Here is a 19,700-nt window from a genome sequence, read left to right as displayed (position 1 = left end):
TCCGCCGGCCCCGGGGGCAACCAACCGCCGCGCTTGGTAGACTGCGGCCATGTTCGATACCTCCACGCTCACCGGCAGCAAGCCGGAACAGTACGGCCAGCTGCTGGCCCAGGCCCGCGCCCTGGTGCACGGCGAGCGCGACCGCATCGCCAATGCGGCCAACCTGTCGGCACTGGTCTACCACGCCCTGCCGCACCTGAACTGGGTCGGCTTCTACTTCTTCGATGGCAAGGAGCTGGTCGTCGGCCCGTTCCAGGGCCTGCCCGCCTGCGTGCGCATTCCACTCGACAAGGGTGTATGTGGCGCCGCGGCTTCGCAGCGCGTGACCCAGCGCATCGAAGACGTCGATGCGTTCCCGGGTCACATCGCGTGCGACTCGGCCTCGCGCTCTGAACTGGTCGTGCCGCTGGTCCACAACGGTGACCTGGTCGGCGTGTTCGATCTGGACAGCCCCTCGCTGGCACGCTTCGATGCCGAGGACCAGGCCGGGCTGGAAGCCATCGCCGCGGTGTTCGTCGAGGCACTGGGATGAGTGCCGCCAAGCTGCGCAACATCGGCCCGAAGAGCGCAGCGTGGCTGCGCCAGGTCGGTCTGCGTACGCCGGAAGACCTGGTGGCGGTCGGTGCGGTCGGTGCCTTCGTCAAGGTGCGCCGCGCCGGCTTCAAACCGAGCTTGAACCTGCTCTACTCGCTGGAAGGTGCCCTGCAGGATTGCCATTGGCAGGAACTGCCGGAAGCGCGCCGCACCGTGCTGGTGGCCGAGTACGAAGCGATCATCGCCGACCAGCCGCTGAAGAAGGCGCCGCCTGCCTCCGGTCCGGTCTACGACCGCACCGTGGAGCACCGCGATGATGACGGCGATGAAGCGCCGCCGTTCGAGATCGACGACGACAACCGCTGATCCACGGCTACCCACGCACCGTCGGTAGCCGCGCGCCTCATACCTGCTGCAGCTCCAGCAGTTCGCCCCACAGCCGGTCGTCCTCGCGCTCCACGCGCAGGCGCAGTCGCGTGCCGTGATCGATGCGCAGCGCCCAGCACATCGCCATCGGCAGGCCGCACACCTGCGACAGCACCATCCGCAGCGGTCCGCCATGGCTGACGATCAGGGTCGGGACCGGCTCGGGCTCATCCAGCAACCGATGCAGGCCGCGCGCGATGCGGCGTTCGAAGTGGCCCCAGCTTTCGCCATGCGGCGGTGGATTGGCATGCGGGTCCAGATGGAAGGCGGACAGCGCATCCATCGGCAGCGCCTCCAGCGCGAGCCCGTCCCAGTCGCCGAAATCCAGTTCTTCCCATTCCTCATCGACCTCCACGTCCACCGCGTGGGGCAAGGCCAATGCCTCGGCGCTCAACAGCGCCCGCTGCCGCGGCGAGGACAGCACACGCTGCCAGGGCAGCCCGGCGTAGCGCGCGCACAGGGCGTCGGTCGCGCCCTCGTGCAGCGCTGGATCAGTGCGGCCATCAAGATGATCGTCGCGGCCGGTACTGGCGTGGCGGATCAGATCGAGGATCATGCCCGGCCCCGTCTGCTGCCCGCTGCGGCCGGCCAGTGCGGGTCACGGGCGTCGGTGCCGGGGTGCTGCAACCACGTTGGGGTCATGGAGATCACATCGAAAAAGCGAGGCGCATTCTAACCGGTGCGCTCCATGGGCCCGGCCGATGGCTTAGACTGCGCCCACTTTCAGGTGACCCGGGGCTGCAATGCCGCCAGGTTGAAACGGGAAGCCGGTGACGCGTCAGGCCCTGTGCCACGCCGCCACTCCGGCGCTGCCCCCGCAACGGTAAGCGTGGAAACACCAGGCAACACGCCACTGTGCTCCGGCATGGGAAGGCGCCTGGCACGATGGCACCCCATCGGCCCGCGAGCCCGGAGACCGGCCTGGAAGACGACTGGTTGCGATGCGGCGGGCATGGCGGCGGCAAGCAGGCGCCTGCGCGCGCCCGCCCACCGTCGAACCTCCCTGCAGCGCGATCATCCCCACCCCTTGCCGCGCGGGCGTGCGCGGTGCATGGAGTCATCGATGAAGCTGCAAACCCGCGTTCTTTCCCTGGCCGTGCTGTCGGCCCTGCCCCTGGTGGCCTCCGCACAGGACGAGGCCACCGCGCTGGACCAGGTGCTGGTCACCGCCACGCGTACCCCGATCGCCCTGCAGGACAGCATCTCCCCGGCGCAGGTGATCGACCGCGCCGAGATCGAGCGCAGCCAGGCGCCGTCGCTGCAGGACCTGCTGCGCGGCCGTGCCGGCATCAACCTCAACAACAGCGGCGGCCTGGGCAAGCAGAGCTCGCTGTTCCTGCGCGGCACCAACTCGGCCCACACCCTGGTGCTGGTCGATGGCGTGCGCATCAACACCGGCGACCTCGGCCTGGCCATGATCCAGGACCTGCCGCTGGCGCAGATCGAGCGCATCGAGATCGTGCGTGGCCCGCAGTCCAGCCTGTACGGCGCCGATGCGATCGGTGGCGTGATCCAGATCTTCACCCGCCGCAACGCCGGCCAGTTCGCGCCGCACCTACAGCTCGGCGGTGGCAGCAACGGCCTGCGCGAGGCCAGCGGTGGCTTCGGCGGCAGCGGTGAGCGTGGCTGGTTCGGCACCGACATCGCCTACCAGCACACCGATGGCATCAACGCCTGCCGTGGCTCGGTGTCGCCCTTCGCTGGCTGCGGCGCCGACGAGCCCGACCGCGATGGCTACCGCAACCTGTCCATGAGCCTGCGCGGCGGCTATGCGTTGACGGACACGTTGAGCCTGGAAGGCACCGCACTGCGCGCCGAAGGCGAGAACCATTACGACGGCTACTACAACTACTCCGAAACGCTGCAGCAGGTACTCGGCGGCAAGCTGCGCTACACGCCGGGCGAGCGCTTCAACCTGACGGTCAACGTCGGCCGCGCCGACAACGAATCGGACAACTTCAACGGGGATACCTGGCTGGGCAATGCACAGACCCACCGCGACAGTGCCTCGATGCAGGCCGACATCGGCATCGCTGACGGCCAGCTGCTGAGCGCCGGTGTGGACTGGAGCCAGGACAACCTGGACGGCAGCAGCGCCGGCTACCTGGTCGACAGCCGCGACAACACCGGCGTGTTCGTGCAGTACCAGGGCCGTTTCGGCGCGCACCACCTGCAGGCCAGCGTGCGCAACGACGATAACGAACAGTTTGGCAACCACACCACCGGCAGCCTCGGCTGGGGCCTGGAGCTGGGCCGCGGGTTCCGCCTCAACGCCAGCTACGGCACCGCGTTCAAGGCCCCGACCTTCAGCGACCTTTACGACCCGTGGAGCGGCGTGCCGACCCTGGATCCGGAGAAATCCAAGAGCGCCAACATCGGCATCGCCCAGCAGGGTGATGGCTGGCGCTGGGGCCTGGACGTATACGAAACGCGCATCGATGACCTGATCACTTACGACGCGACCACCTTCATGATGTCGCAGGTCGAGAAAGCCCGCATCCGCGGCGCCGAGTTGACCGGTGCGATCACCGTCGCCGGGTTCGACCTCAACGCACAGCTCAGCCACACCGACCCGCGCAACCGCACCGACGGCAGCGCACAGTTCGACAACTGGCTGGCCCGCCGCGCACAGAACACCGCACGCCTGGACGTCGATCGTCGCGTGGGTGATGTCCGCGCCGGCCTCACCGTCAACGGCGCCGGCAAGCGTTACGACGATGCAGCGAACACGGTGCGCCTGGGGGGCTACGGCACCGTGGACCTGCGCCTGGAATACGCCCTGACCCGCGATTGGTCCGTACTGGGCCGGGTCAGCAACATCTTCGACCGCGAGTACGAAACCGTCGCCTGGTACAACCAGCCTGGCCGCGAGTATCGACTGAGCGTGCGTTACCAGCCGAAATAAGCGCGCGGGGCGGCGGCACCGCCGCCGTCCCGGCCCTGGCAGGTGCCGACCGTTGGTCGGCACACGCTCGAACGCCTTACAACGCCAACAATTCCCGCAGATCATCCACCACGGCAACCGCCTCGACGTTGTCCAGATCCAGCCCACGCGGATACCCATAGCGCACCAGCGCCACCGGCATCCCGGCATCCACGGCAGCGCGGTAATCGGTGATCGAATCACCCACCATCAAGGCGGCCTCGACGGCCACCTCGAACTGCGCGGCGATATGCCGCAACGGCGCACCACTGGGCTTGCGCTCCGGCAAGGAATCCCCGCCCAGCACCAGTGCGAACACGTCCTGCAGACCGAAGTGCTGCAGCAGCGGCGCCACCAGTGCGGACGGCTTGTTGGTGCAGATCGCCAGCGTCACCGAACGCTTGCGCAAGGCAGCCAACGTTTCGGCCACGCCATCAAACAGGCGCGGGCTGCGTAACAGGCACGCCTCGTAGTGGCGCATGAAACCGGGCATTACCTCGTCCAGATCGATATCGCTGCCGGCCGCGGTAAACGCCTGCTCAACGAGCCGCCGCACGCCATCACCGATCCACGTCAACACCGTCGCCTCCGGCACGCGCGGCAACTGCCAGTCCTGCAGCGTGCGGTTGAGCGCTTCGGCGATATCGGCCGCGCTGTCCACCAGCGTGCCATCCAGATCGAACACCACCAACGGATACGGATACGACAAGACAATGCTCACTTCCACAGCAGGGAAGCGCCATTGTACGGAGGTGCGTGTGTGATGCCGATGCACGCCCGGGTAGAGCCGACCGTTGGTCGGCTGCACGCGCCCGCTGCGGTTGCGGGTGCACGGCGTGCTGATGGGCGGTTGCCGGATCAAGTGCAGCCGACCAACGGTCGGCTCTACCGGGGCCGCGTTTACAGCTGCGCCAGGAACGCCGGGCTGGCAAAGCGTTCCACCAGGAAATCCAGGAAGCTGCGCATGATCGTCGGCAGCTGCCGGCGTGAGGCGTACACCGCGTACAGGCCCAGCAGTTCGACTTCATGGTCCGGCAGTACGGCGACCAGTTCCCCCGCGTGCAGCAGCGGTGCGATCTGATACATCGGCAGCATCGCGATGCCCGCACCGGCACGCACCGCTTCCAGCAGCAACGACGCTTCGTTTGCACTGATGTTGCCCCCCACCGCCACCGCGATCTTCCGTCCGTCGCGTTGCAGATGCCACACGCTCTTGCCGACGTAGTGGTGCGTCAGACAGTTGTGCGTGGCCAGTGCGTCGGCGGTGGTCGGCGTACCGCGCTCTGCGAGGTACGACGGCGCCGCGCACAGCACCGAGCGGCACTGCCCCAGCGGACGCGCGATCAGGCTCGGGTCGATCGCGCGCGAGATGCGCACGGCGATGTCCACGCGCTCCTCCACCAGGTTGACCACCCGATCCACCAGCAGCAGTTCAACGCGTGTGAGCGGATGCCGTTTGACGAACTCGGCCACCGCCGCCGCCAGATGGTTCTGCCCGAACGACACGCTCGCGGTGACCCGCAGCAGGCCATGCGGCTCGGGATTGTCCGTGGCCAGCTCCCCGCGCAGCTCATCGCCGATCGCCAACATCTGCCGGAAGCGCAGCAGCGCCGCTTCTCCCGGCCCCGTCAGGCTGATCCGGCGCGTGGTCCGGTGCAGCAGACGCGCCCCCAGCCAGCGCTCCACCTCGGCCAGATAGCGCGTCACCATCGCCCGCGACATCTCCAGCGCCTCGGCCGCAGCGGTCAGGCTGCCACGCTCGGCCACCTCGACGAACACGTTCATGGCAGTCATCCGGTCCATTTGATCGATCCGTGCAACAAATTAGGCCGTTATACGCGGTTTTTCGTTCGATTCCAGAGGCATACGCTGGCCTTCCTTCCTCAACGGACGTCCCCCATGAAAATCGCTCTCGTTGGTGCCACCGGCAACATCGGCCGTGAAATCACCCGCCAGGCCCTCGCCCGCGGCCACCAGGTCACCGCCATCGTCCGCCGTGAGACTGACCTCCCGGCGGAACTGGACGGCGCGCAGCTGGCCGTGGCCGCGCTGGACGACATCGATGCCCTGGCCGCTGTGATCGCCGGCCATGACGTCCTGGCCAGCGCCTTCGGCCCGCGCCCGGGCGATGCCCCCACCACGGTGACCACGACCAGTGCCGCCCTGGTCGCCGCGGCGCGCCAGGCCGGCGTTCCCCGCTTCATCATGGTCGGTGGCGCCGGCAGCCTGGAAGTCGCCCCCGGTGTGCAGCTGGTGGACACCGAGGGCTTCCCGGACGCCTACAAGCCGGTCGCCCTTGCCGCCCGCGAGACGCTCAAGCAGCTCCGCGCCGTCGACGACCTCGACTGGACGTTCTACTCCCCCGCCGCCGAAATCGGCCCCGGCCCGCAGCGCGGCGGCTTCCGCACCCAGGCGAAGAACTTCCTGGTCGGCGATGACGGCCACAGCCGGATCAGCTACGCCGACTACGCCGACGCCTTCGTCAGCGAAATCGAAACCCCGCAATACGTGCGGCAGATCGCCACGGTTGCGTACTGACCAGGCCGCCGATCTGGACGCAGCCGACCAACGGTCGGCTCTACCGGCCCCGGTGTCATGTCGGGGCCGTTCCCCCCGGTGTCATGTCGGGGCCGTCCCCCCCCCGGTGTCATGTCGGGGCCGTCCCCCCCCCCGGTGTCATGTCGGGGCCGTTCCCCCCGGTGCCATGTCGGGGCCGTCCCGCCCCGGTGTGATGCCGGGGCCGCGCTGCACAGGACTTCTTGAAATGCAGAACGTTTCCCGCACGACCCTGGCCCTGGCGTTGACGCTCGGTACCGCGCTCGCCATGAGCCCACCGGCCATCAGCCACGCCGCTGCGGCGACCGCCGAAGCCCACGCGCTGCAGGTGCAGCCCTACCACCCCGGCGACAAGGCGCTGTTTTCGGTCGCGTCCACCCTGATCACCGGCCGCCACGACGCGATCCTGGTCGACGCCCAGTTCGCCGCCACCGATGCCGCGCAACTCGTCCAGCGTATCCGCGATTCCGGCAAACGGCTGACCACGATCTACATCAGCCACGGCGACCCCGACTACTACTTCGGCCTGGCCACGCTGCAGGACGCCTTCCCCGACGCCCGCATCCTCGCCACCCCTGCGACCGTCGCCCACATCAACGCCACCCAGGCCGCCAAACTCGCCTACTGGGGCCCGCAGATGGGCGCAGCCAAGCCCAGCCGCATCGTCATCCCCACCCCACTGGACGGCGACACCCTCACCCTCGAAGGCCAACCGATCAAGATCATCGGCCTCACCGGCCCCACCCCGGACCGCACCGTCATGTGGATCCCCGCCCTGCGCACCGTCCTCGGCGGCATCCCCATCGTCGCCGGCGAACACGTCTGGATGGCCGACACCCAAAGCGCCCAATCGCACGCCCACTGGCTGCAGACACTGGCCACGATCAAAACCCTGAACCCCGCCCGCGTCATCCCCGGCCACTACGCAGCCGATGCCGCCTTGGACATCAGCGCAGTGGATTTCACCGCCGACTACATCCGCGCCTTCGACGAAGAAACCGCACGCAGCAAAGACGCCAACGCACTGATTGCCGCGATGAAGAAACGCTATCCGAATCTGGCGGGCGAGAGTTCACTGGAACTGAGCGCGAAGGTCGCCAAGGGTGAAATGCAGTGGCCGTAATAGCGCGAAAATAAAAGGCTGGGCGGCCCGAAGGCGACACGATCACCACGCGTGGGTGAGCCCGCGTGGGTGAGAGCTCCGCCGTCGATGCACATGCGCGCCGTGCCGGCACGAGGTTCCCGTCATTGCCGACATCAACGTCGTCAAAGAGAGTCGAGATGCCACAGCGGTGCGGCCCCAAAGAGCGACGTCTTCAGTGGCATTGGGGAAGGGCAGTGCGCCTCTTCCATGCGCACCGACCCAGTGTCGGGGGGACGACGCGGGTGGGGTATCGGGACCGTGTGTTGCCATGGATGGCAACACACGAGCTTACAGGGATGTACTTGCAGCGGGTCCCGATACCCCACCCGCGTCGTCCCAAACCCTCATCACCCGGACCCCAGCGCCTCAGCCGTTGCCGTTGCCGTCACCGCAAACAGAAAAACCGTCAGCCATCACCCAGGTGATCAAACAACCCCGGCTGGCGCACCACCTCCCGCTCCCGGAAGCCCCCCAACCCCACCCCCACCAACCGATACCGCGTCTCCAACGGCAACTCCACCCGTGCCCGCAGCCCCAACGCAATATCGCGCAGTTCCTCCAACGAATCCGGCGGCGACTCCGGCGTAAAACTCCGCGTAATGATCCGGAACTGCGACGTCTTCAACTTCAACACCACCGTATGTCCCACCCGGTCCGTCTTGCGCGTCGCCAGCCAGGTCTTCTCCGCCAACTGCACGATCGCCGGCGCCAGATCCTCCAACAACAGATCCTCGGCGAACGTATCCTCCGACGAAATCGACTGCACCGGCTGATCCGGTTCCACCGGGCGCTCATCCACGCCGCGCGCCCGATTGAACAACCGTCCCCCGAACGTCCCGAACCGCGCCTCCAGTTCCTCCAGCGGCAGCGCACGCAGATCACCCACCGTCGCCACCCCCAGCTCGGCCAGCTTCGCCGCCATCACCTTGCCCACGCCCGGCACACGACTCACCGGCAGCGGCGTCAGAAACTGCTCGATACGATGCGGCGGCACCACGAACTGCCCATCCGGCTTGCGCCAATCCGAGGCGATCTTCGCCAGGAACTTGTTCGGCGCGATCCCCGCCGAGGCGGTCAGCTGCGTCTCTTCGCGGATCTGCGCGCGGATGATCTGCGCGATCTCCGTCGCCACCGTCATCCCGCCTTTGTGCTCGGTCACATCCAGATACGCCTCATCCAGCGACAACGGCTCCACCAGATCCGTATGCCGCAGGAAAATCTCGCGTACCTGGCGTGACACCGCCTTGTAGCGGGCGAAATCCGGCGGCACGAACACCGCCTCCGGACACAGCCGCTCCGCGCGCAGCGCAGGCATCGCCGAACGCACGCCAAACACACGCGCCTCGTACGAGGCTGCGCACACCACCGAACGCATGCCCCGCCACGCCACCACCACCGGTTTGCCCCGCAACGAAGGGTCGTCACGCTGCTCCACGGACGCGTAAAACGCATCCATGTCGACGTGAATGATCTTGCGGGGGCGGGACACGGGCGTTGGCACTCGGATTCAGATGAACAAGATTACAGCCACACGCCGCAGTATGGTTGTTGGATAACAACAACATGCGTTTTTGAACCTGAAAACACTACGGCGGCGTACGGTTAAAACGTTTGATTGAATCACTTTTTCTCATGCACTCTTGAGCACTTGCTTCATGCAAGAGCAGTCGACCTGTGGTCGGCTCACCCCGATGACAACTTCCTCAGGATTGCGTTTTCCATGACTCGTCTCAACGCGTTCTCGCGCGACCAGCTGCTGGCCAGCGCCCGCGGTGAACTGTTCGGCCCGGGCAGCGGCCGCCTGCCCAATGATCCGATGCTGATGTTCGATCGCATCACCGATATCCGCGAGGACGGCGGTCCCCATGGCAAAGGCATGGTACGCGCGGAACTGGATATCCGCCCTGACCTGTGGTTCTTCGACTGCCACTTCCTCGGCGACCCGGTCATGCCCGGTTGCCTTGGCCTGGATGCCATGTGGCAGCTGACCGGCTTCTTCCTGACCTGGATCGGTGCGCCCGGCCGTGGCCGTGCCCTGGGCTGCGGCGAAGTCAAGTTCACCGGCCAGGTACTGCCGAGCGCCAAGCGCGTCACCTACGAAATCGATATCTCGCGCGTCATCAACCGCAAGCTGGTGATGGCACAGTCCGACGCCCGCATGCTGGTGGACGGTCGCGAAATCTACTCTGCCAAAGACCTGCGTGTAGGTCTGTTCACTTCCACTGAGAACTTCTGATGCGTCGCGTCGTCATTACCGGAATGGGCATCACTTCGTGCCTGGGCAACGATCTGGACACCGTGTCCTCCGCACTGCGTGAAGGCCGCGCCGGCATCCGCCACCTGCCCGATCATGCCGAAGCCGGCCTGCGCAGCCATGTCGGCGGCAACATCGAGCTCGACCTGGATGCGCAGATCGACCGCAAGGTGAAGCGCTTCATGAGCGATGCCTCGGCGTATGCGTACATCGCCATGCGCGATGCGATCGCCGATGCCGGCCTGGACGAGGCGCAGGTCGCCAACCCGCGGACCGGCCTGATCGCCGGCTCCGGCGGCGGCTCCAGCCAGTGGCAGGTGGAATCGGCCGACATCCTGCGCGCCCGTGGCGTGCGCAAGGTCGGCCCGTACATGGTGCCGCGCACGATGTGCTCGACCGTGTCGGCCTGCCTGGCCACCGCGTTCCAGATCAAGGGCCTGAGCTACTCGCTGTCGGCCGCCTGCGCCACCTCCGCGCATTGCATCGGCGCCGCTGCGGATCTGATCCGTCATGGCGCGCAGGACGTGATGTTCGCCGGTGGCGGTGAAGACCTGCACTGGTCGATGAGCGTGATGTTCGATGCGATGGGCGCCCTGTCGACCCGCTTCAACGACACGCCGGCCTCGGCCTCGCGCCCGTACGACAAGGACCGCGACGGCTTCGTCATCGCCGGCGGCGGCGGCATGCTGGTGCTGGAAGACTACGACCACGCCGTGGCCCGTGGCGCACGCATCTATGCCGAGCTGGTCGGTTACGGCGTCACCTCCGACGGTGCCGACATGGTCGCCCCGTCCGGTGAAGGCGCGGTGCGCTGCATGAACATGGCGATGGAGCACATCACCGCCCCGATCGACTACCTCAACACGCATGGCACCTCGACCCCGCTGGGCGACGTCACCGAGTTGAAGGCCGTGCGCGAAGTGTTCGGCGAGAGCATCCCGCCGCTGTCCTCGACCAAGGCGCTGTCGGGCCACTCGCTGGGTGCGGCAAGCGTGCATGAAGCGATCTACTGCCTGCTGATGATGCGCGATGGCTTCATCGCCGGTTCGGCCAACATCGGCGAGCTGGACCCGCTGGTGGAAGGCTTCCCGATCGTGCGCGAGACGCAGCCGGCACAGCTGAACACCGTGATGTCCAACAGCTTCGGCTTTGGCGGCACGAATGCGGCGCTGGTGTTCAGCCGCCTCTGACGGCAGCCTGTGTCCGCATGAAAAAGCCCGGCCATGTGCCGGGCTTTTTCGTGGTCCAGACGGGCAACGCCGTTGGTTATCGGGCGCCGGTCACCGGCAGCAGCGGCACCAACAACTGCCGTGCGTCCAGCAGCGAATCCACGATGCGATGCCCCAGCGCACGCAGTTCCTCATCCGGATGCACCAGGTCCGGCACCTGGATCGCCGTCATGCCCGCCCCCACTGCCGCGCGGATACCGGCCGGGGAGTCTTCCAGCGCCAGGCAGCGCGCCGGGTCCTTGCCCAGCTTCTGCGCGGCCAGCAGGTAGATGTCCGGGGCAGGCTTGGGATGCGACACATCGCTGCTGGTCACCACCACCTCGAAGAACGGCAGCAGCCCGGCCGCTGCCAGCTTGCGCGAGGCACGCGGCTGGCGGGTGGAGGTCGCCACCGCACGCGGAACGCCGTGATCGTGCAGCAGCTGCAGGATCTCCAGGATGCCGGGGCGCAGCGGCAGCCCCTGCTGCGTGCGCGCTTCGTACAGGTCGTGGCAGCGCGCGAACAGCGCGGCGACCTGCTCGGCATTCACCGTCTGCAGCAGCAGGCGTTCGCAATCGCGGTCGCCCAGGCCCACCATGCGCAGCCAGAATCCCTCCGGGAAGGGCAGTGCCAGTTCCTGCGCGGCCTGCGACCAGCACGCGATGGAGACGCGCTCGCTGTCGATCATCAGGCCGTCCATGTCGAAGATGACGGCGTCGGGCAGGAACGGCAGCGCGGCGAAGGCCGTCATGGGACGTTGAACAGCGTCTCGAGATCGGCCGCATCCAGCATGCGCCACTCACCTTCAGGCAGCTCGCCCAGCGAGAGCCCACCGATGCGGCTGCGGTGCAGCGCCTCGACGTGGTTGCCAACGGCCGCGAACATCCGGCGGGCCTGGTGGTAACGGCCCTCGTGCAGGACCAGCTGCGCCTGGCGCGGACCGTTCACGTGCAGCTCGGCCGGCAGCAGCGGCTTGTCATCCGATTCCAACAGCAGGCCGCCGCTGGCGAAACGCGCGGTTTCATCGCCGCGCAGATCTTCGGCGAGGGTGACCTCGTAGGCCTTGTCCAGGCGCGACTTCGGCGACACGATCCGGTGCAGCAGCGCGCCGTCGTCGGTCATCAGCAGCATGCCGCTGGTGTCGCGGTCCAGGCGGCCCACCGAGGACAGCACCGGCGCGCGGTCGCGGTAACGCGGCGGCAGCAGGTCGTAGATCAGCCGGCCCTTGTCCTTGGTCGAACAGGTGTAGCCGCGCGGCTTGTGCAGCAGCAGGGTCAGCCCCTGCGGCGGGTCCAGCGGCTCGCCCTCGACCCGGATCGCCTCATGCGCGACCGCGTCATCGGCGTACAGCACCTCGCCCTCGGCATCGGTGATCAGGCCGGCGCGGAACATCCCCTGCACCTGCTTGCGGCTGCCATAGCCCAGGTTGGCCAACAGCTTGACCAGCTTCATGCGCGGCCTCCGCGGCCCCACTTCGGCTCGGTGCTGCGCGGCGTGCGAACCGGCGTGGCGCTCTTGCTGGCCTTGGTCGCTTCGATCAGCTTGAAGCCATCGCGCTCGGCAGCCACGCGGACCTGGCCGAAGCTCTCATTGAGGATCTGCTCGTACGGCAGGTGGCGGTTGGCCACCAGCCACATCCGGCCGCCCGGGCGCAGCGCCTGTGCGGCCACGGCGATGAAGCGCTGGCCGATGTCGGGGCGATCCGCGCGCGACGGGGTGTGGAACGGCGGGTTGGTCACGATGAAGTCGTACTCGCCCTCGATCCCGGCGGTGACGTCCTGCCAGTGATAGGCCAGCGCCGCCGGCTTGCCGAGCGCGGCGAGGTTCTCGCGGGCCAGCGCCAGCGCGCGGCCTTCGGCCTCGTACAGGTCCAGCGCGGTCACGTTCGGGCAGCGCGCCAGCACTTCGGCCGAGAGATAGCCGAAGCCGGCGCCCAGATCGGCCCCACGCCCAGCCAGATCGGCCGGCAGCTGCTCGACCAGCAGCGCGGAAGCCGGGTCGATGCGGTCCCAGGCGAAGATGCCCGGGCGGCTCTGGAAGCGGCCGCCAAGGATCGCGCGCGGCGCGTCCAGGGTGGCCCAGCGCTGCGCGAGCGCAGCGTCGTGCTGGCCGTTGAGCGGCGCCGTCCAGTAGGCACGGCAGTGGTTCTTGGTCAGCTTGCCGCCGAGGCCGGCCAACTGCTGCAGGTCGCCTTCGCCGGAGCGCGCGCCTTCGTTGTTGTGCTGGCAGGCCACCACGATGCCACCCGGGGCGGTCAGGGCCAGCGCACGGGCGAACAGGGCCTTGGCTTCCTCGCGCTGGCGCGGCGGCAGCACCAGCACCACGGCGTAGCGGGTGGCATCGCCGGCCAGCTGCTGCTCGTCACGCACGGTCCAGCCACTGGCTTCCAGGGCGTCGGCGAACGGGCGGAAGCTCTGCTCGCAGACCAGCTGCGCCGGCTGGGCATGCTCGCGCAGCGGTGCGCCATCGCGGGCGCGCAGGAACAGCACGGGGCCGGCCGGCCAGGACAGTGCGCCACTGGCGAAGGGCAGGAACAGGGTTTCCAGGGGAGCGTCGTGCTGAGCAGCCATGCGGGGGCACATCTTGAAAAGAGGCCGCCATTCTACCGGTTCGCCCCGCCCCACCCGGATTTGCGTTTATTCAACGTCCTGTTGATGCCCTGACAACATCCAAACCGGCAGGGTGGAGCCTCACTTCCCGTGGAGATGGCTCATGCGTGCATTGTTCGTCGGTGGCGTAGTCGACAACAGCGAGATGGACATGGAGGGCAGCCAGCCACCGGTGCATTACCCCGAAGACACCGGCGGCGGCCATTCCCGCTACCGCCTGCACCAGGTCGGCAAGACCGCCGATGGCAGCGTGGCCTATGCGGTCTATGGTGCCCCGGACCTGGCCGATGACGAGGTGGCCCGGATCGCCGATGAACGGGCCTACGCGCGCCGCTTCGAGGCCGAGCCCAGCGAATTCACCCACTGAGCCCTGCCCACCCGCGCCTGCCCGCCGCGATCACTCGCGGTAGGGCAGCTGCCGGATGGCCTTGATCTGGTCCAGCCACACCACGTGCTGCTGGACCGGGGTATCCAGATCGTCCAACCGCAGCTGGCCATTGCTGCCTTCGTTCTCTTCGGCGTCGCGGTATTGCTGCAGCGTCGGCTGCACCGCGACGGTGCCCAGCAGGCGGCTGCCATCCTCAAGCGTAAGTTCGACCTGGGTCTGGCCGTGCAGCTGTGGCAGCAGGGCTTCCAGCGCCGCGATGGCGGCCGGATCGGTATGGATGCGGGGGGCGTAACGGGACATGGCAACTCCTGTGGCGTGCGCCCCAGTGTGCCCGCGGCGGCGTCAACACGCCGGCAACGCAGGACTCAGCGCGTACCGCCCAGGACACCGCGTACAGCGGCTACCAGCTGCGCCACCGAATACGGCTTGGCCACATGCTCCTGGAAGCCCGACGCCAACGCACGCTTGCGGTCGTCCGCACGTGCCAGCGCCGTCACCGCGACCGCAGGCAGTGCCTCCGGCTCGACGCCCATGTTGTCGCGCAGGGTGCGCACCAGCCCGTAACCGTCCATCCCGGGCATGCCGATATCGGTCAGCAGCGCATCGATGCCGTCATGGCCTTTCTCGTTGAGCAGTGCCAGCGCTTCGCCGGCCGAGGACGCCGTGGTGACCGAGGCGCCCTGCTCTTCCAGCAGCCGCCGGAGATACTCGAGTACTTCGGGCTGATCTTCCACAGCCAACAGGTGCAGGCCTTTGAGTGGGTACGGCTCGATGATCTGCTCGGTGATCGGGCCGCTGAACACTTCGCGCAGCGGACGACCGTCGGCCTGCGGCTGGTAGCGCGGCAGGCGCACGTTGAAGGTGGCCCCGTGGCCATGGCCGTCGCTGCTGGCGGCCACCGCACCGCCATGCAGCTCCACCAGCTGCTGCACGATCGCCAGGCCCAGGCCCAGGCCGCCATGCCGGCGCGTGGTCGTCCCGTCCGCCTGGCGGAACCGGCTGAACAGATGACGCAGGAACTCCGGCGCGATGCCGTCGCCGGAATCGGTGACGCTGATCGACCAGTGCCCGCCGTCCGCGGCCAGGGTCAGCACCACGCGCCCCTCGGCCGGGGTGAATTTGATCGCGTTGGAAAGCAGGTTCCACAGCACCTGCTGCAGACGGGTGGCATCGCCGAGCACCAGACAGGGCTCGTCGGGCATCACCAGCTCCATCGACAACGCTTTGCCTTCGGCGACCAGCTCCTGCGCGCGCATCGCCTCTTCCAGCTGCGCACGCAGATCCAGCATTTCCACTTCCAGCTGCACTTTGCCCAGCAGCATGCTGCTGAGGTCCAGCATGTCCGAGATCAACCGCTTCTGCGCCATCGCACTGTTGGCGATCACGCCCAGGCCCTTGTACATCGGGCTGGTGTTGTCGATGCGCTGCAGCAGCAGTTCGCTCCAGCCCAGGATGGTGGTCAGCGGGGTCCGCAGCTCGTGCGAGAGCGTGGCCAGGAATTCATCCTTCAGCCGCGCCATGTTCTCGGCCGCGCTGCGCGCCGCACGTTCGGACTGCAGCAGTTCCTCGCGCGCCATTTCGATCTCGCGGCGCTCGGTCACATCCGGACTGCTGCCGGCCAGACCGATGAAACGGCCCATGCGCGAGAAGCGCGGCCGGGCGTTCATTTCCAGCCAGCGCCATTGGCCATCGGCGCGACGGCCGCGCACCAGTGCATGCATGGAGCGCTGCGATTTCAGCGCCTCCTGCAGTTCGTAATCGAATACCGAAGCATCATCGGGATGCACCAGGCCACGCCAGACATCATCCGGCACGCGCTGCTCATCGCCTCCAAAAAACTCGCTGAAGGCACTGTTGACGAAGCGCGAATGGCCGCGCTCATCCAGCACCCAGACCGGCATCGGCAGGCCATCGGCCAGCGCGCTGAAGCGCGCCTCGCTTTCGGCCAGCTCCACCTCGATGTGTTTGCGGTTGGTGATGTCGAAGAACACCACGGCCACCAGAGGCTCGTCCGGCTCGCCCACGCTGACCGCTTCCACCGAGTACCACCGGTTCAGCGCGCGCGCTTCCATCTCGAACTGCCGTGCCTGCCCGCTACGCGCCACCTCGCCATAGGTGCGGTACCAGTCGGATTCATGGCCGGGTTGCAGGCTGCTCATCCGCTGTCCGCAGACGTTGCTCAGCCCGGTATTGCGTGAAAACGCCTCGTTGACCTCGACAAACCGGTAGTCCACACCCACCCCGGCATCGTCGAAGATCACTTCGATGATGCAGAACCCCGCATTCAGGCGTTCAAGTACCGTGCGATACAGGGCCGGATCCGGCGATGAAGCCAGGAAGGAGGCGCGTTCCAACGTCGAGGTGGGCAGGCTGGGCAAGGGCGTCAATGAGGCAACTGGCGAAACAGAGGAGGACAGGATCGGCCAACGCGCGTATTCGCAGCGTCAAGCGCCGGGGGTCGGGGGCGGCCTGGGTGAATTGGCGCCAACCGCAGTGCCGGAGCATACACGCGTGGATTGTCCCTCACCCGGATCAGGATCACACTGGGTGCCTGATCCCCCTTGTGATCGCGCCCCAGGAGTTGTCATGAACCGCACATCCCTGATCGCCGGCGCCCTGGCCGGCCTGCTGCTCATCGGCAGTGCCTCCGCCGCCCCACGCACCGTGACCGACCCGCAGGCCCCGCGCGCGCTCAAGGCGGAGGGTCCGGTCCAGGTGATGTGGACCGACCCGGCCCAGTTCACCGAGATCCGGCTGAGCAACAACCGCTTTGAAGCCGAACGCGGTGACTGGGTACAGCAGCTGGCCAAGTACGTGCAGACCACCGCCAGCAAGGCACTGCAGCCCGGCCAGACGCTGGAGGTGACCTTCACCGACATCAAGCGCGCCGGCGATTACGAGCCGTGGCACGGCCCGCGCGCCAACGACATCCGGGTGATGCGCGATATCTACCCCCCGCGCGTGACCCTGACCTACACCCTGAAGGATGCCCAGGGACAGGTGATCGGCGAAGGTGAGCGCAAGCTGCAGGACACCGGCTACCTGCACAACATCGGACGGCAGAGCGACACCGACCCGCTGCGCTACGAGAAGCGCCTGCTGGATGATTGGATCCGGCGCGATCTGCGCAATGAGGCCACGGCCAATACCTGAGCCGTTGGCTCTGACAGGACGAAGGCGGCGCATCAGCGCCGCCTTTTTCATGCACCCGGCATCGCCGGTGGCGGCTCAGCCGTCAGCGTACTCGCGCACCACCCGCTTCACGCCGCACGGCAGCTGGTAGGCACTGACCCCGCACAGCGGCGCCAGGGCCTCGATGCGCGGCGCATCGCCCCACAGCGTCACCGTGCTGCCGATGCCGGCCTGCGGCAGGTGGGTCAGATCCACGGTGAGCATGTCCATCGAGACCCGACCGATCACGATGCCGGGCTGTCCATCAATGCGCACCGGGGTGCCGTTCGGCGCGAACTGCGGGTAGCCATCGGCATAGCCGAGAGCCACGACGCCCACCCGGGTCGGCCGCTGCGCGACGAAGCGCGCGCCATAGCCGACCGGCTCGCCGACCGCGATGTCGCGCACGGCAAAGATTTTCGACCGCATGGTCATCACCGGGCGCAGGCGCTCGGTCAGGGCCGTGTGCGCCGGCATCGGGTTGATCCCGTACAGCATCAGGCCTGGGCGCACCCAGTCACTGCGCACCTCCGGCCAGCCCAGCAGCGCCGGCGAGTTGCACAGGCTGGTCTGCCCGGTCAGGCCTTCGATGGCGGCCGCGAAGACGTCGGCCTGCTCACGGGTGCGCGGGCTGTCCAGCTCGTCGGCACGCGCCATGTGGGTCATCAGCACCATCGGCCCGATATGCGCCAGCGCACTGAGCGTGGCGTGCGCGGCGCGGAACTCGTCCGGCCACAGGCCCAGGCGATGCATGCCACTGTCCAGCTTCAACCACACGGTGAGCGTGGCGGTGGTCGGAAACGCGGCCACCGCCTCCACCTGCCACGGAGCGCCAACCGCGAACCACAGGTCGTGCTCGACGATCAGCGGCAGTTCGTCGGCATCGAAGAAGCCTTCCAGCAGCAGGATCGGGCCAGTGATACCGGCCGCCCGCAGTTCCAGCGCTTCCTCGATGCAGGCCACGCCGAACGCATCGGCCTCGGTCTGCAGCGCGCGGGCGCAGCGCACCGCACCGTGCCCGTAGGCATCGGCCTTGATCACCGCAACGGCCTTGCCGCCCCCCAGTTCGCGTGCCAGCCGGTAATTGCTGCGCAGCGCGTCCAGGTCAATCAACGCACGGGCTGGGCGCATGAACTCGACTCACGGTGACGGACGGACGCGGCATGGTGGGTGTAGCGGAAAATATCCAGGCCTTCGGTGCTGATCTGCGGCTGGCGGGCATCCATCAGGTCGGCCAGGTAGCGGCCGGAGCCGCAGGCCATGGTCCAGCCCAGGGTGCCGTGGCCGGTATTGAGGAACAGGTTGCGGTACGGCGTGGCGCCGACCACCGGGGTGCCGTCCGGCGTGGCCGGGCGCAGGCCGGTCCAGAATTCGGCGCGCGACAGGTCGCCGCCCTCCGGGTACAGATCGCGCACCACCTTCTCCAGCGTGGCACGGCGGCGCGGCGAGAGGGACAGGTCGAACCCGCCCACTTCGGCCATGCCACCCACGCGGATGCGGTCGTCAAAGCGGGTCACGGCCACCTTGTAGCTTTCATCCAGGATGGTCGAGGTCGGGGCCATCGCCGGGTCGGTGATCGGCAGCGTCAGCGAGTAGCCCTTGAGCGGGTACACCGGCAGCTGCATGCCCAGCGGTGCGACCAGCGACGGCGAATAGCTGCCCAGCGCGACCACGTAGTGATCGGCGGTTTCCAGCTTGCCATCGATGCGTACACCGGTGATGCGGTCGCCCTCGCTCTGCAGGCCGGCGATGTCCTGGTCGAAGCGGAACTCCACCCCGGCATCGACGCACATCTGCGCCAGGCGACGGGTGAACAACTGGCAATCGCCGGTCTGGTCGCGCGGCAGGCGCAGCGCGCCGACCAGCTTGTCGGCCACGCCGGCCAGCGCCGGTTCGTGGGCGATGATGCCGTCGCGATCAAGCACCTCGTAGGGCACGCCGTATTGGGCCAGCACCTCGATGTCCTGCGCCGAGGCGTCCAGCTGCTGCTGGGTGCGGAACAACTGGGTGGTGCCCAGGTCGCGGCCTTCGAACTCGATGCCGGTCTCGCGGCGCAGCTCGTTGAGGCAGTCGCGGCTGTACTCGGACATGCGCACCATGCGCGCCTTGTTGATCGCATAGCGCTCATGCGTGCAGTTGCGCAGCATCTGCGCCAGCCAGCGGTACTGGTGCCAGTCCAGGCCCGGGCGGATGGCCAGCGGCGCATGCTCGGCGAACAGCCACTTGACGGCCTTGAGCGGCACGCCGGGCGCTGCCCACGGCGAGGTATAGCCGAACGAAAGCTGGCCTGCGTTGGCGAAACTGGTTTCCAGCGCCGGACCGGGCTGGCGGTCGACGACCGTGACTTCAAACCCGGCCTGCCGCAGGTACCAGGCACTGGTCGTGCCGATCACACCGCTGCCAAGGACTAGAACGCGCATGACACCTCTCCAACCCGATCATTCCCTGCGCAGGAGCACGCCGGGACCATAATTGAGGAAGTATAGT

20 protein-coding genes and 1 riboswitch are annotated in these 19,700 nt (G+C 67.6%); of the genes, 9 read left to right on the top strand and 11 right to left on the bottom strand.

All coding sequences use genetic code 11. The annotated features are described in order from the left end of the window. Positions 1-49: 49 nt before the first annotated feature. Together ABE483_RS06775 and ABE483_RS06770 are read left to right on the top strand one after the other, a co-directional pair. On the top strand, positions 50-532 hold the full coding sequence (locus ABE483_RS06775) for a GAF domain-containing protein (protein ID WP_088432024.1): 483 nt from the start codon (positions 50-52) through the stop codon (positions 530-532). Then, positions 529-900 (top strand): TfoX/Sxy family protein, encoded by a 372-nt coding sequence (locus ABE483_RS06770; protein ID WP_313212100.1) that lies wholly within the window; start codon positions 529-531, stop codon positions 898-900. Before ABE483_RS06775 ends, ABE483_RS06770 begins: the two co-directional genes overlap by 4 nt. A gap of 37 nt (positions 901-937) precedes the next feature. Here the strand turns inward: ABE483_RS06770 and ABE483_RS06765 are convergent, their stop codons facing one another. Beyond that, positions 938-1,516 (bottom strand): histidine phosphatase family protein, encoded by a 579-nt coding sequence (locus ABE483_RS06765; RefSeq protein WP_313220055.1) that lies wholly within the window; start codon positions 1,514-1,516, stop codon positions 938-940. Positions 1,517-1,668: 152 nt separating this feature from the next. Then, positions 1,669-1,900, top strand: a riboswitch (cobalamin riboswitch). 123 nt (positions 1,901-2,023) lie between these two features. On the opposite strand from ABE483_RS06765, the gene btuB reads away from it, so the two are divergent. After that, positions 2,024-3,865 (top strand): TonB-dependent vitamin B12 receptor, encoded by a 1,842-nt coding sequence (gene btuB, locus ABE483_RS06760; protein ID WP_346481387.1) that lies wholly within the window; start codon positions 2,024-2,026, stop codon positions 3,863-3,865. A gap of 76 nt (positions 3,866-3,941) precedes the next feature. Here btuB and gph read toward each other — a convergent pair whose 3' ends face one another. Both gph and ABE483_RS06750 read right to left on the bottom strand, forming a co-directional pair. Further along, positions 3,942-4,592: a phosphoglycolate phosphatase gene (gene gph / locus ABE483_RS06755; protein ID WP_313220137.1), complete on the bottom strand. Its 651-nt coding sequence runs from the start codon at positions 4,590-4,592 to the stop codon at positions 3,942-3,944. Positions 4,593-4,783: 191 nt separating this feature from the next. Further along, on the bottom strand, positions 4,784-5,686 hold the full coding sequence (locus ABE483_RS06750; RefSeq protein WP_313220057.1) for a LysR family transcriptional regulator: 903 nt from the start codon (positions 5,684-5,686) through the stop codon (positions 4,784-4,786). A 96-nt stretch (positions 5,687-5,782) separates the two neighbouring features. Between ABE483_RS06750 and ABE483_RS06745 the strand changes: the two genes are divergently transcribed. Together ABE483_RS06745 and ABE483_RS06740 are read left to right on the top strand one after the other, a co-directional pair. Then, on the top strand, positions 5,783-6,421 hold the full coding sequence (locus ABE483_RS06745; protein ID WP_313212104.1) for an NAD(P)H-binding protein: 639 nt from the start codon (positions 5,783-5,785) through the stop codon (positions 6,419-6,421). A gap of 226 nt (positions 6,422-6,647) precedes the next feature. Next, positions 6,648-7,562: an MBL fold metallo-hydrolase gene (locus tag ABE483_RS06740; RefSeq protein WP_346481386.1), complete on the top strand. Its 915-nt coding sequence runs from the start codon at positions 6,648-6,650 to the stop codon at positions 7,560-7,562. Between the two features lie 427 nt (positions 7,563-7,989). Here the strand turns inward: ABE483_RS06740 and dinB are convergent, their stop codons facing one another. Next, complete coding sequence (gene dinB, locus ABE483_RS06735) at positions 7,990-9,072, bottom strand: DNA polymerase IV (protein WP_346481385.1); 1,083 nt, start codon at positions 9,070-9,072, stop codon at positions 7,990-7,992. A gap of 231 nt (positions 9,073-9,303) precedes the next feature. Here dinB and fabA point away from each other — a divergent pair, with 231 nt between their 5' ends. Then, positions 9,304-9,819: a 3-hydroxyacyl-[acyl-carrier-protein] dehydratase FabA gene (gene fabA / locus ABE483_RS06730; protein WP_070471641.1), complete on the top strand. Its 516-nt coding sequence runs from the start codon at positions 9,304-9,306 to the stop codon at positions 9,817-9,819. Further along, a complete protein-coding gene (gene fabB / locus ABE483_RS06725; protein ID WP_282263386.1) occupies positions 9,819-11,027 on the top strand; it encodes a beta-ketoacyl-ACP synthase I in 1,209 nt (402 codons plus the stop codon). Before fabA ends, fabB begins: the two co-directional genes overlap by 1 nt. Before the next feature lie 76 nt (positions 11,028-11,103). On the opposite strand, the gene ABE483_RS06720 is transcribed toward fabB, so the two are convergent. Genes ABE483_RS06720 through ABE483_RS06710 form a run of 3 tightly spaced genes read right to left on the bottom strand, consistent with a single transcriptional unit; the run spans position 11,104 to position 13,615 of the window. Beyond that, positions 11,104-11,796: an HAD family phosphatase gene (locus ABE483_RS06720; RefSeq protein ID WP_313213068.1), complete on the bottom strand. Its 693-nt coding sequence runs from the start codon at positions 11,794-11,796 to the stop codon at positions 11,104-11,106. Continuing rightward, the gene (locus tag ABE483_RS06715) at positions 11,793-12,497 is read right to left on the bottom strand and encodes a pseudouridine synthase (protein ID WP_123731283.1); all 705 of its coding nucleotides are present in this window, start codon (positions 12,495-12,497) and stop codon (positions 11,793-11,795) included. Before ABE483_RS06715 ends, ABE483_RS06720 begins: the two co-directional genes overlap by 4 nt. Continuing rightward, positions 12,494-13,615 (bottom strand): class I SAM-dependent methyltransferase, encoded by a 1,122-nt coding sequence (locus tag ABE483_RS06710; protein ID WP_152153033.1) that lies wholly within the window; start codon positions 13,613-13,615, stop codon positions 12,494-12,496. The genes ABE483_RS06715 and ABE483_RS06710 overlap by 4 nt, the downstream gene beginning before the upstream one ends. Before the next feature lie 142 nt (positions 13,616-13,757). On the opposite strand from ABE483_RS06710, the gene ABE483_RS06705 reads away from it, so the two are divergent. Continuing rightward, positions 13,758-14,021, top strand: a complete 264-nt coding sequence (locus ABE483_RS06705) for a hypothetical protein (protein WP_313211772.1) — start codon at positions 13,758-13,760, stop codon at positions 14,019-14,021. Between the two features lie 30 nt (positions 14,022-14,051). Here ABE483_RS06705 and ABE483_RS06700 read toward each other — a convergent pair whose 3' ends face one another. Further along, the gene (locus ABE483_RS06700) at positions 14,052-14,342 is read right to left on the bottom strand and encodes a DUF3247 family protein (protein WP_313211770.1); all 291 of its coding nucleotides are present in this window, start codon (positions 14,340-14,342) and stop codon (positions 14,052-14,054) included. 65 nt (positions 14,343-14,407) lie between these two features. Next, on the bottom strand, positions 14,408-16,420 hold the full coding sequence (locus ABE483_RS06695; protein ID WP_346481384.1) for an ATP-binding protein: 2,013 nt from the start codon (positions 16,418-16,420) through the stop codon (positions 14,408-14,410). 208 nt (positions 16,421-16,628) lie between these two features. Here ABE483_RS06695 and ABE483_RS06690 point away from each other — a divergent pair, with 208 nt between their 5' ends. After that, positions 16,629-17,195 (top strand): DUF3016 domain-containing protein, encoded by a 567-nt coding sequence (locus ABE483_RS06690; RefSeq protein WP_313211768.1) that lies wholly within the window; start codon positions 16,629-16,631, stop codon positions 17,193-17,195. A gap of 75 nt (positions 17,196-17,270) precedes the next feature. On the opposite strand, the gene alr is transcribed toward ABE483_RS06690, so the two are convergent. After that, on the bottom strand, positions 17,271-18,344 hold the full coding sequence (gene alr / locus ABE483_RS06685; RefSeq protein WP_346481383.1) for an alanine racemase: 1,074 nt from the start codon (positions 18,342-18,344) through the stop codon (positions 17,271-17,273). After that, positions 18,323-19,633, bottom strand: coding sequence for a D-amino acid dehydrogenase (locus ABE483_RS06680; RefSeq protein WP_313211766.1), 1,311 nt, complete (start codon positions 19,631-19,633; stop codon positions 18,323-18,325). Before ABE483_RS06680 ends, alr begins: the two co-directional genes overlap by 22 nt. Positions 19,634-19,700 lie beyond the last annotated feature (67 nt).

The organism is Stenotrophomonas sp. TWI602 (assembly GCF_039674045.1).
Lineage (GTDB): Bacteria > Pseudomonadota > Gammaproteobacteria > Xanthomonadales > Xanthomonadaceae > Stenotrophomonas.
The sequence above is the reverse complement of the archived record's forward strand: the minus strand, read 5'-3'. Positions and strand labels throughout refer to the sequence as shown.

Coding starts and splice junctions, on each gene's coding strand:
- ABE483_RS06775 (WP_088432024.1), top strand. CDS start 50: ATGTTCGATACCTCCACGCTCACCGGCAGCAAGCCGGAACAGTACGGC.
- ABE483_RS06770 (WP_313212100.1), top strand. CDS start 529: ATGAGTGCCGCCAAGCTGCGCAACATCGGCCCGAAGAGCGCAGCGTGG.
- ABE483_RS06765 (WP_313220055.1), bottom strand. CDS start 1,516: ATGATCCTCGATCTGATCCGCCACGCCAGTACCGGCCGCGACGATCAT.
- btuB (WP_346481387.1), top strand. CDS start 2,024: ATGAAGCTGCAAACCCGCGTTCTTTCCCTGGCCGTGCTGTCGGCCCTG.
- ABE483_RS06750 (WP_313220057.1), bottom strand. CDS start 5,686: ATGGACCGGATGACTGCCATGAACGTGTTCGTCGAGGTGGCCGAGCGT.
- ABE483_RS06745 (WP_313212104.1), top strand. CDS start 5,783: ATGAAAATCGCTCTCGTTGGTGCCACCGGCAACATCGGCCGTGAAATC.
- ABE483_RS06740 (WP_346481386.1), top strand. CDS start 6,648: ATGCAGAACGTTTCCCGCACGACCCTGGCCCTGGCGTTGACGCTCGGT.
- fabA (WP_070471641.1), top strand. CDS start 9,304: ATGACTCGTCTCAACGCGTTCTCGCGCGACCAGCTGCTGGCCAGCGCC.
- fabB (WP_282263386.1), top strand. CDS start 9,819: ATGCGTCGCGTCGTCATTACCGGAATGGGCATCACTTCGTGCCTGGGC.
- ABE483_RS06720 (WP_313213068.1), bottom strand. CDS start 11,796: ATGACGGCCTTCGCCGCGCTGCCGTTCCTGCCCGACGCCGTCATCTTC.
- ABE483_RS06715 (WP_123731283.1), bottom strand. CDS start 12,497: ATGAAGCTGGTCAAGCTGTTGGCCAACCTGGGCTATGGCAGCCGCAAG.
- ABE483_RS06710 (WP_152153033.1), bottom strand. CDS start 13,615: ATGGCTGCTCAGCACGACGCTCCCCTGGAAACCCTGTTCCTGCCCTTC.
- ABE483_RS06705 (WP_313211772.1), top strand. CDS start 13,758: ATGCGTGCATTGTTCGTCGGTGGCGTAGTCGACAACAGCGAGATGGAC.
- ABE483_RS06700 (WP_313211770.1), bottom strand. CDS start 14,342: ATGTCCCGTTACGCCCCCCGCATCCATACCGATCCGGCCGCCATCGCG.
- ABE483_RS06690 (WP_313211768.1), top strand. CDS start 16,629: ATGAACCGCACATCCCTGATCGCCGGCGCCCTGGCCGGCCTGCTGCTC.
- alr (WP_346481383.1), bottom strand. CDS start 18,344: ATGCGCCCAGCCCGTGCGTTGATTGACCTGGACGCGCTGCGCAGCAAT.
- ABE483_RS06680 (WP_313211766.1), bottom strand. CDS start 19,633: ATGCGCGTTCTAGTCCTTGGCAGCGGTGTGATCGGCACGACCAGTGCC.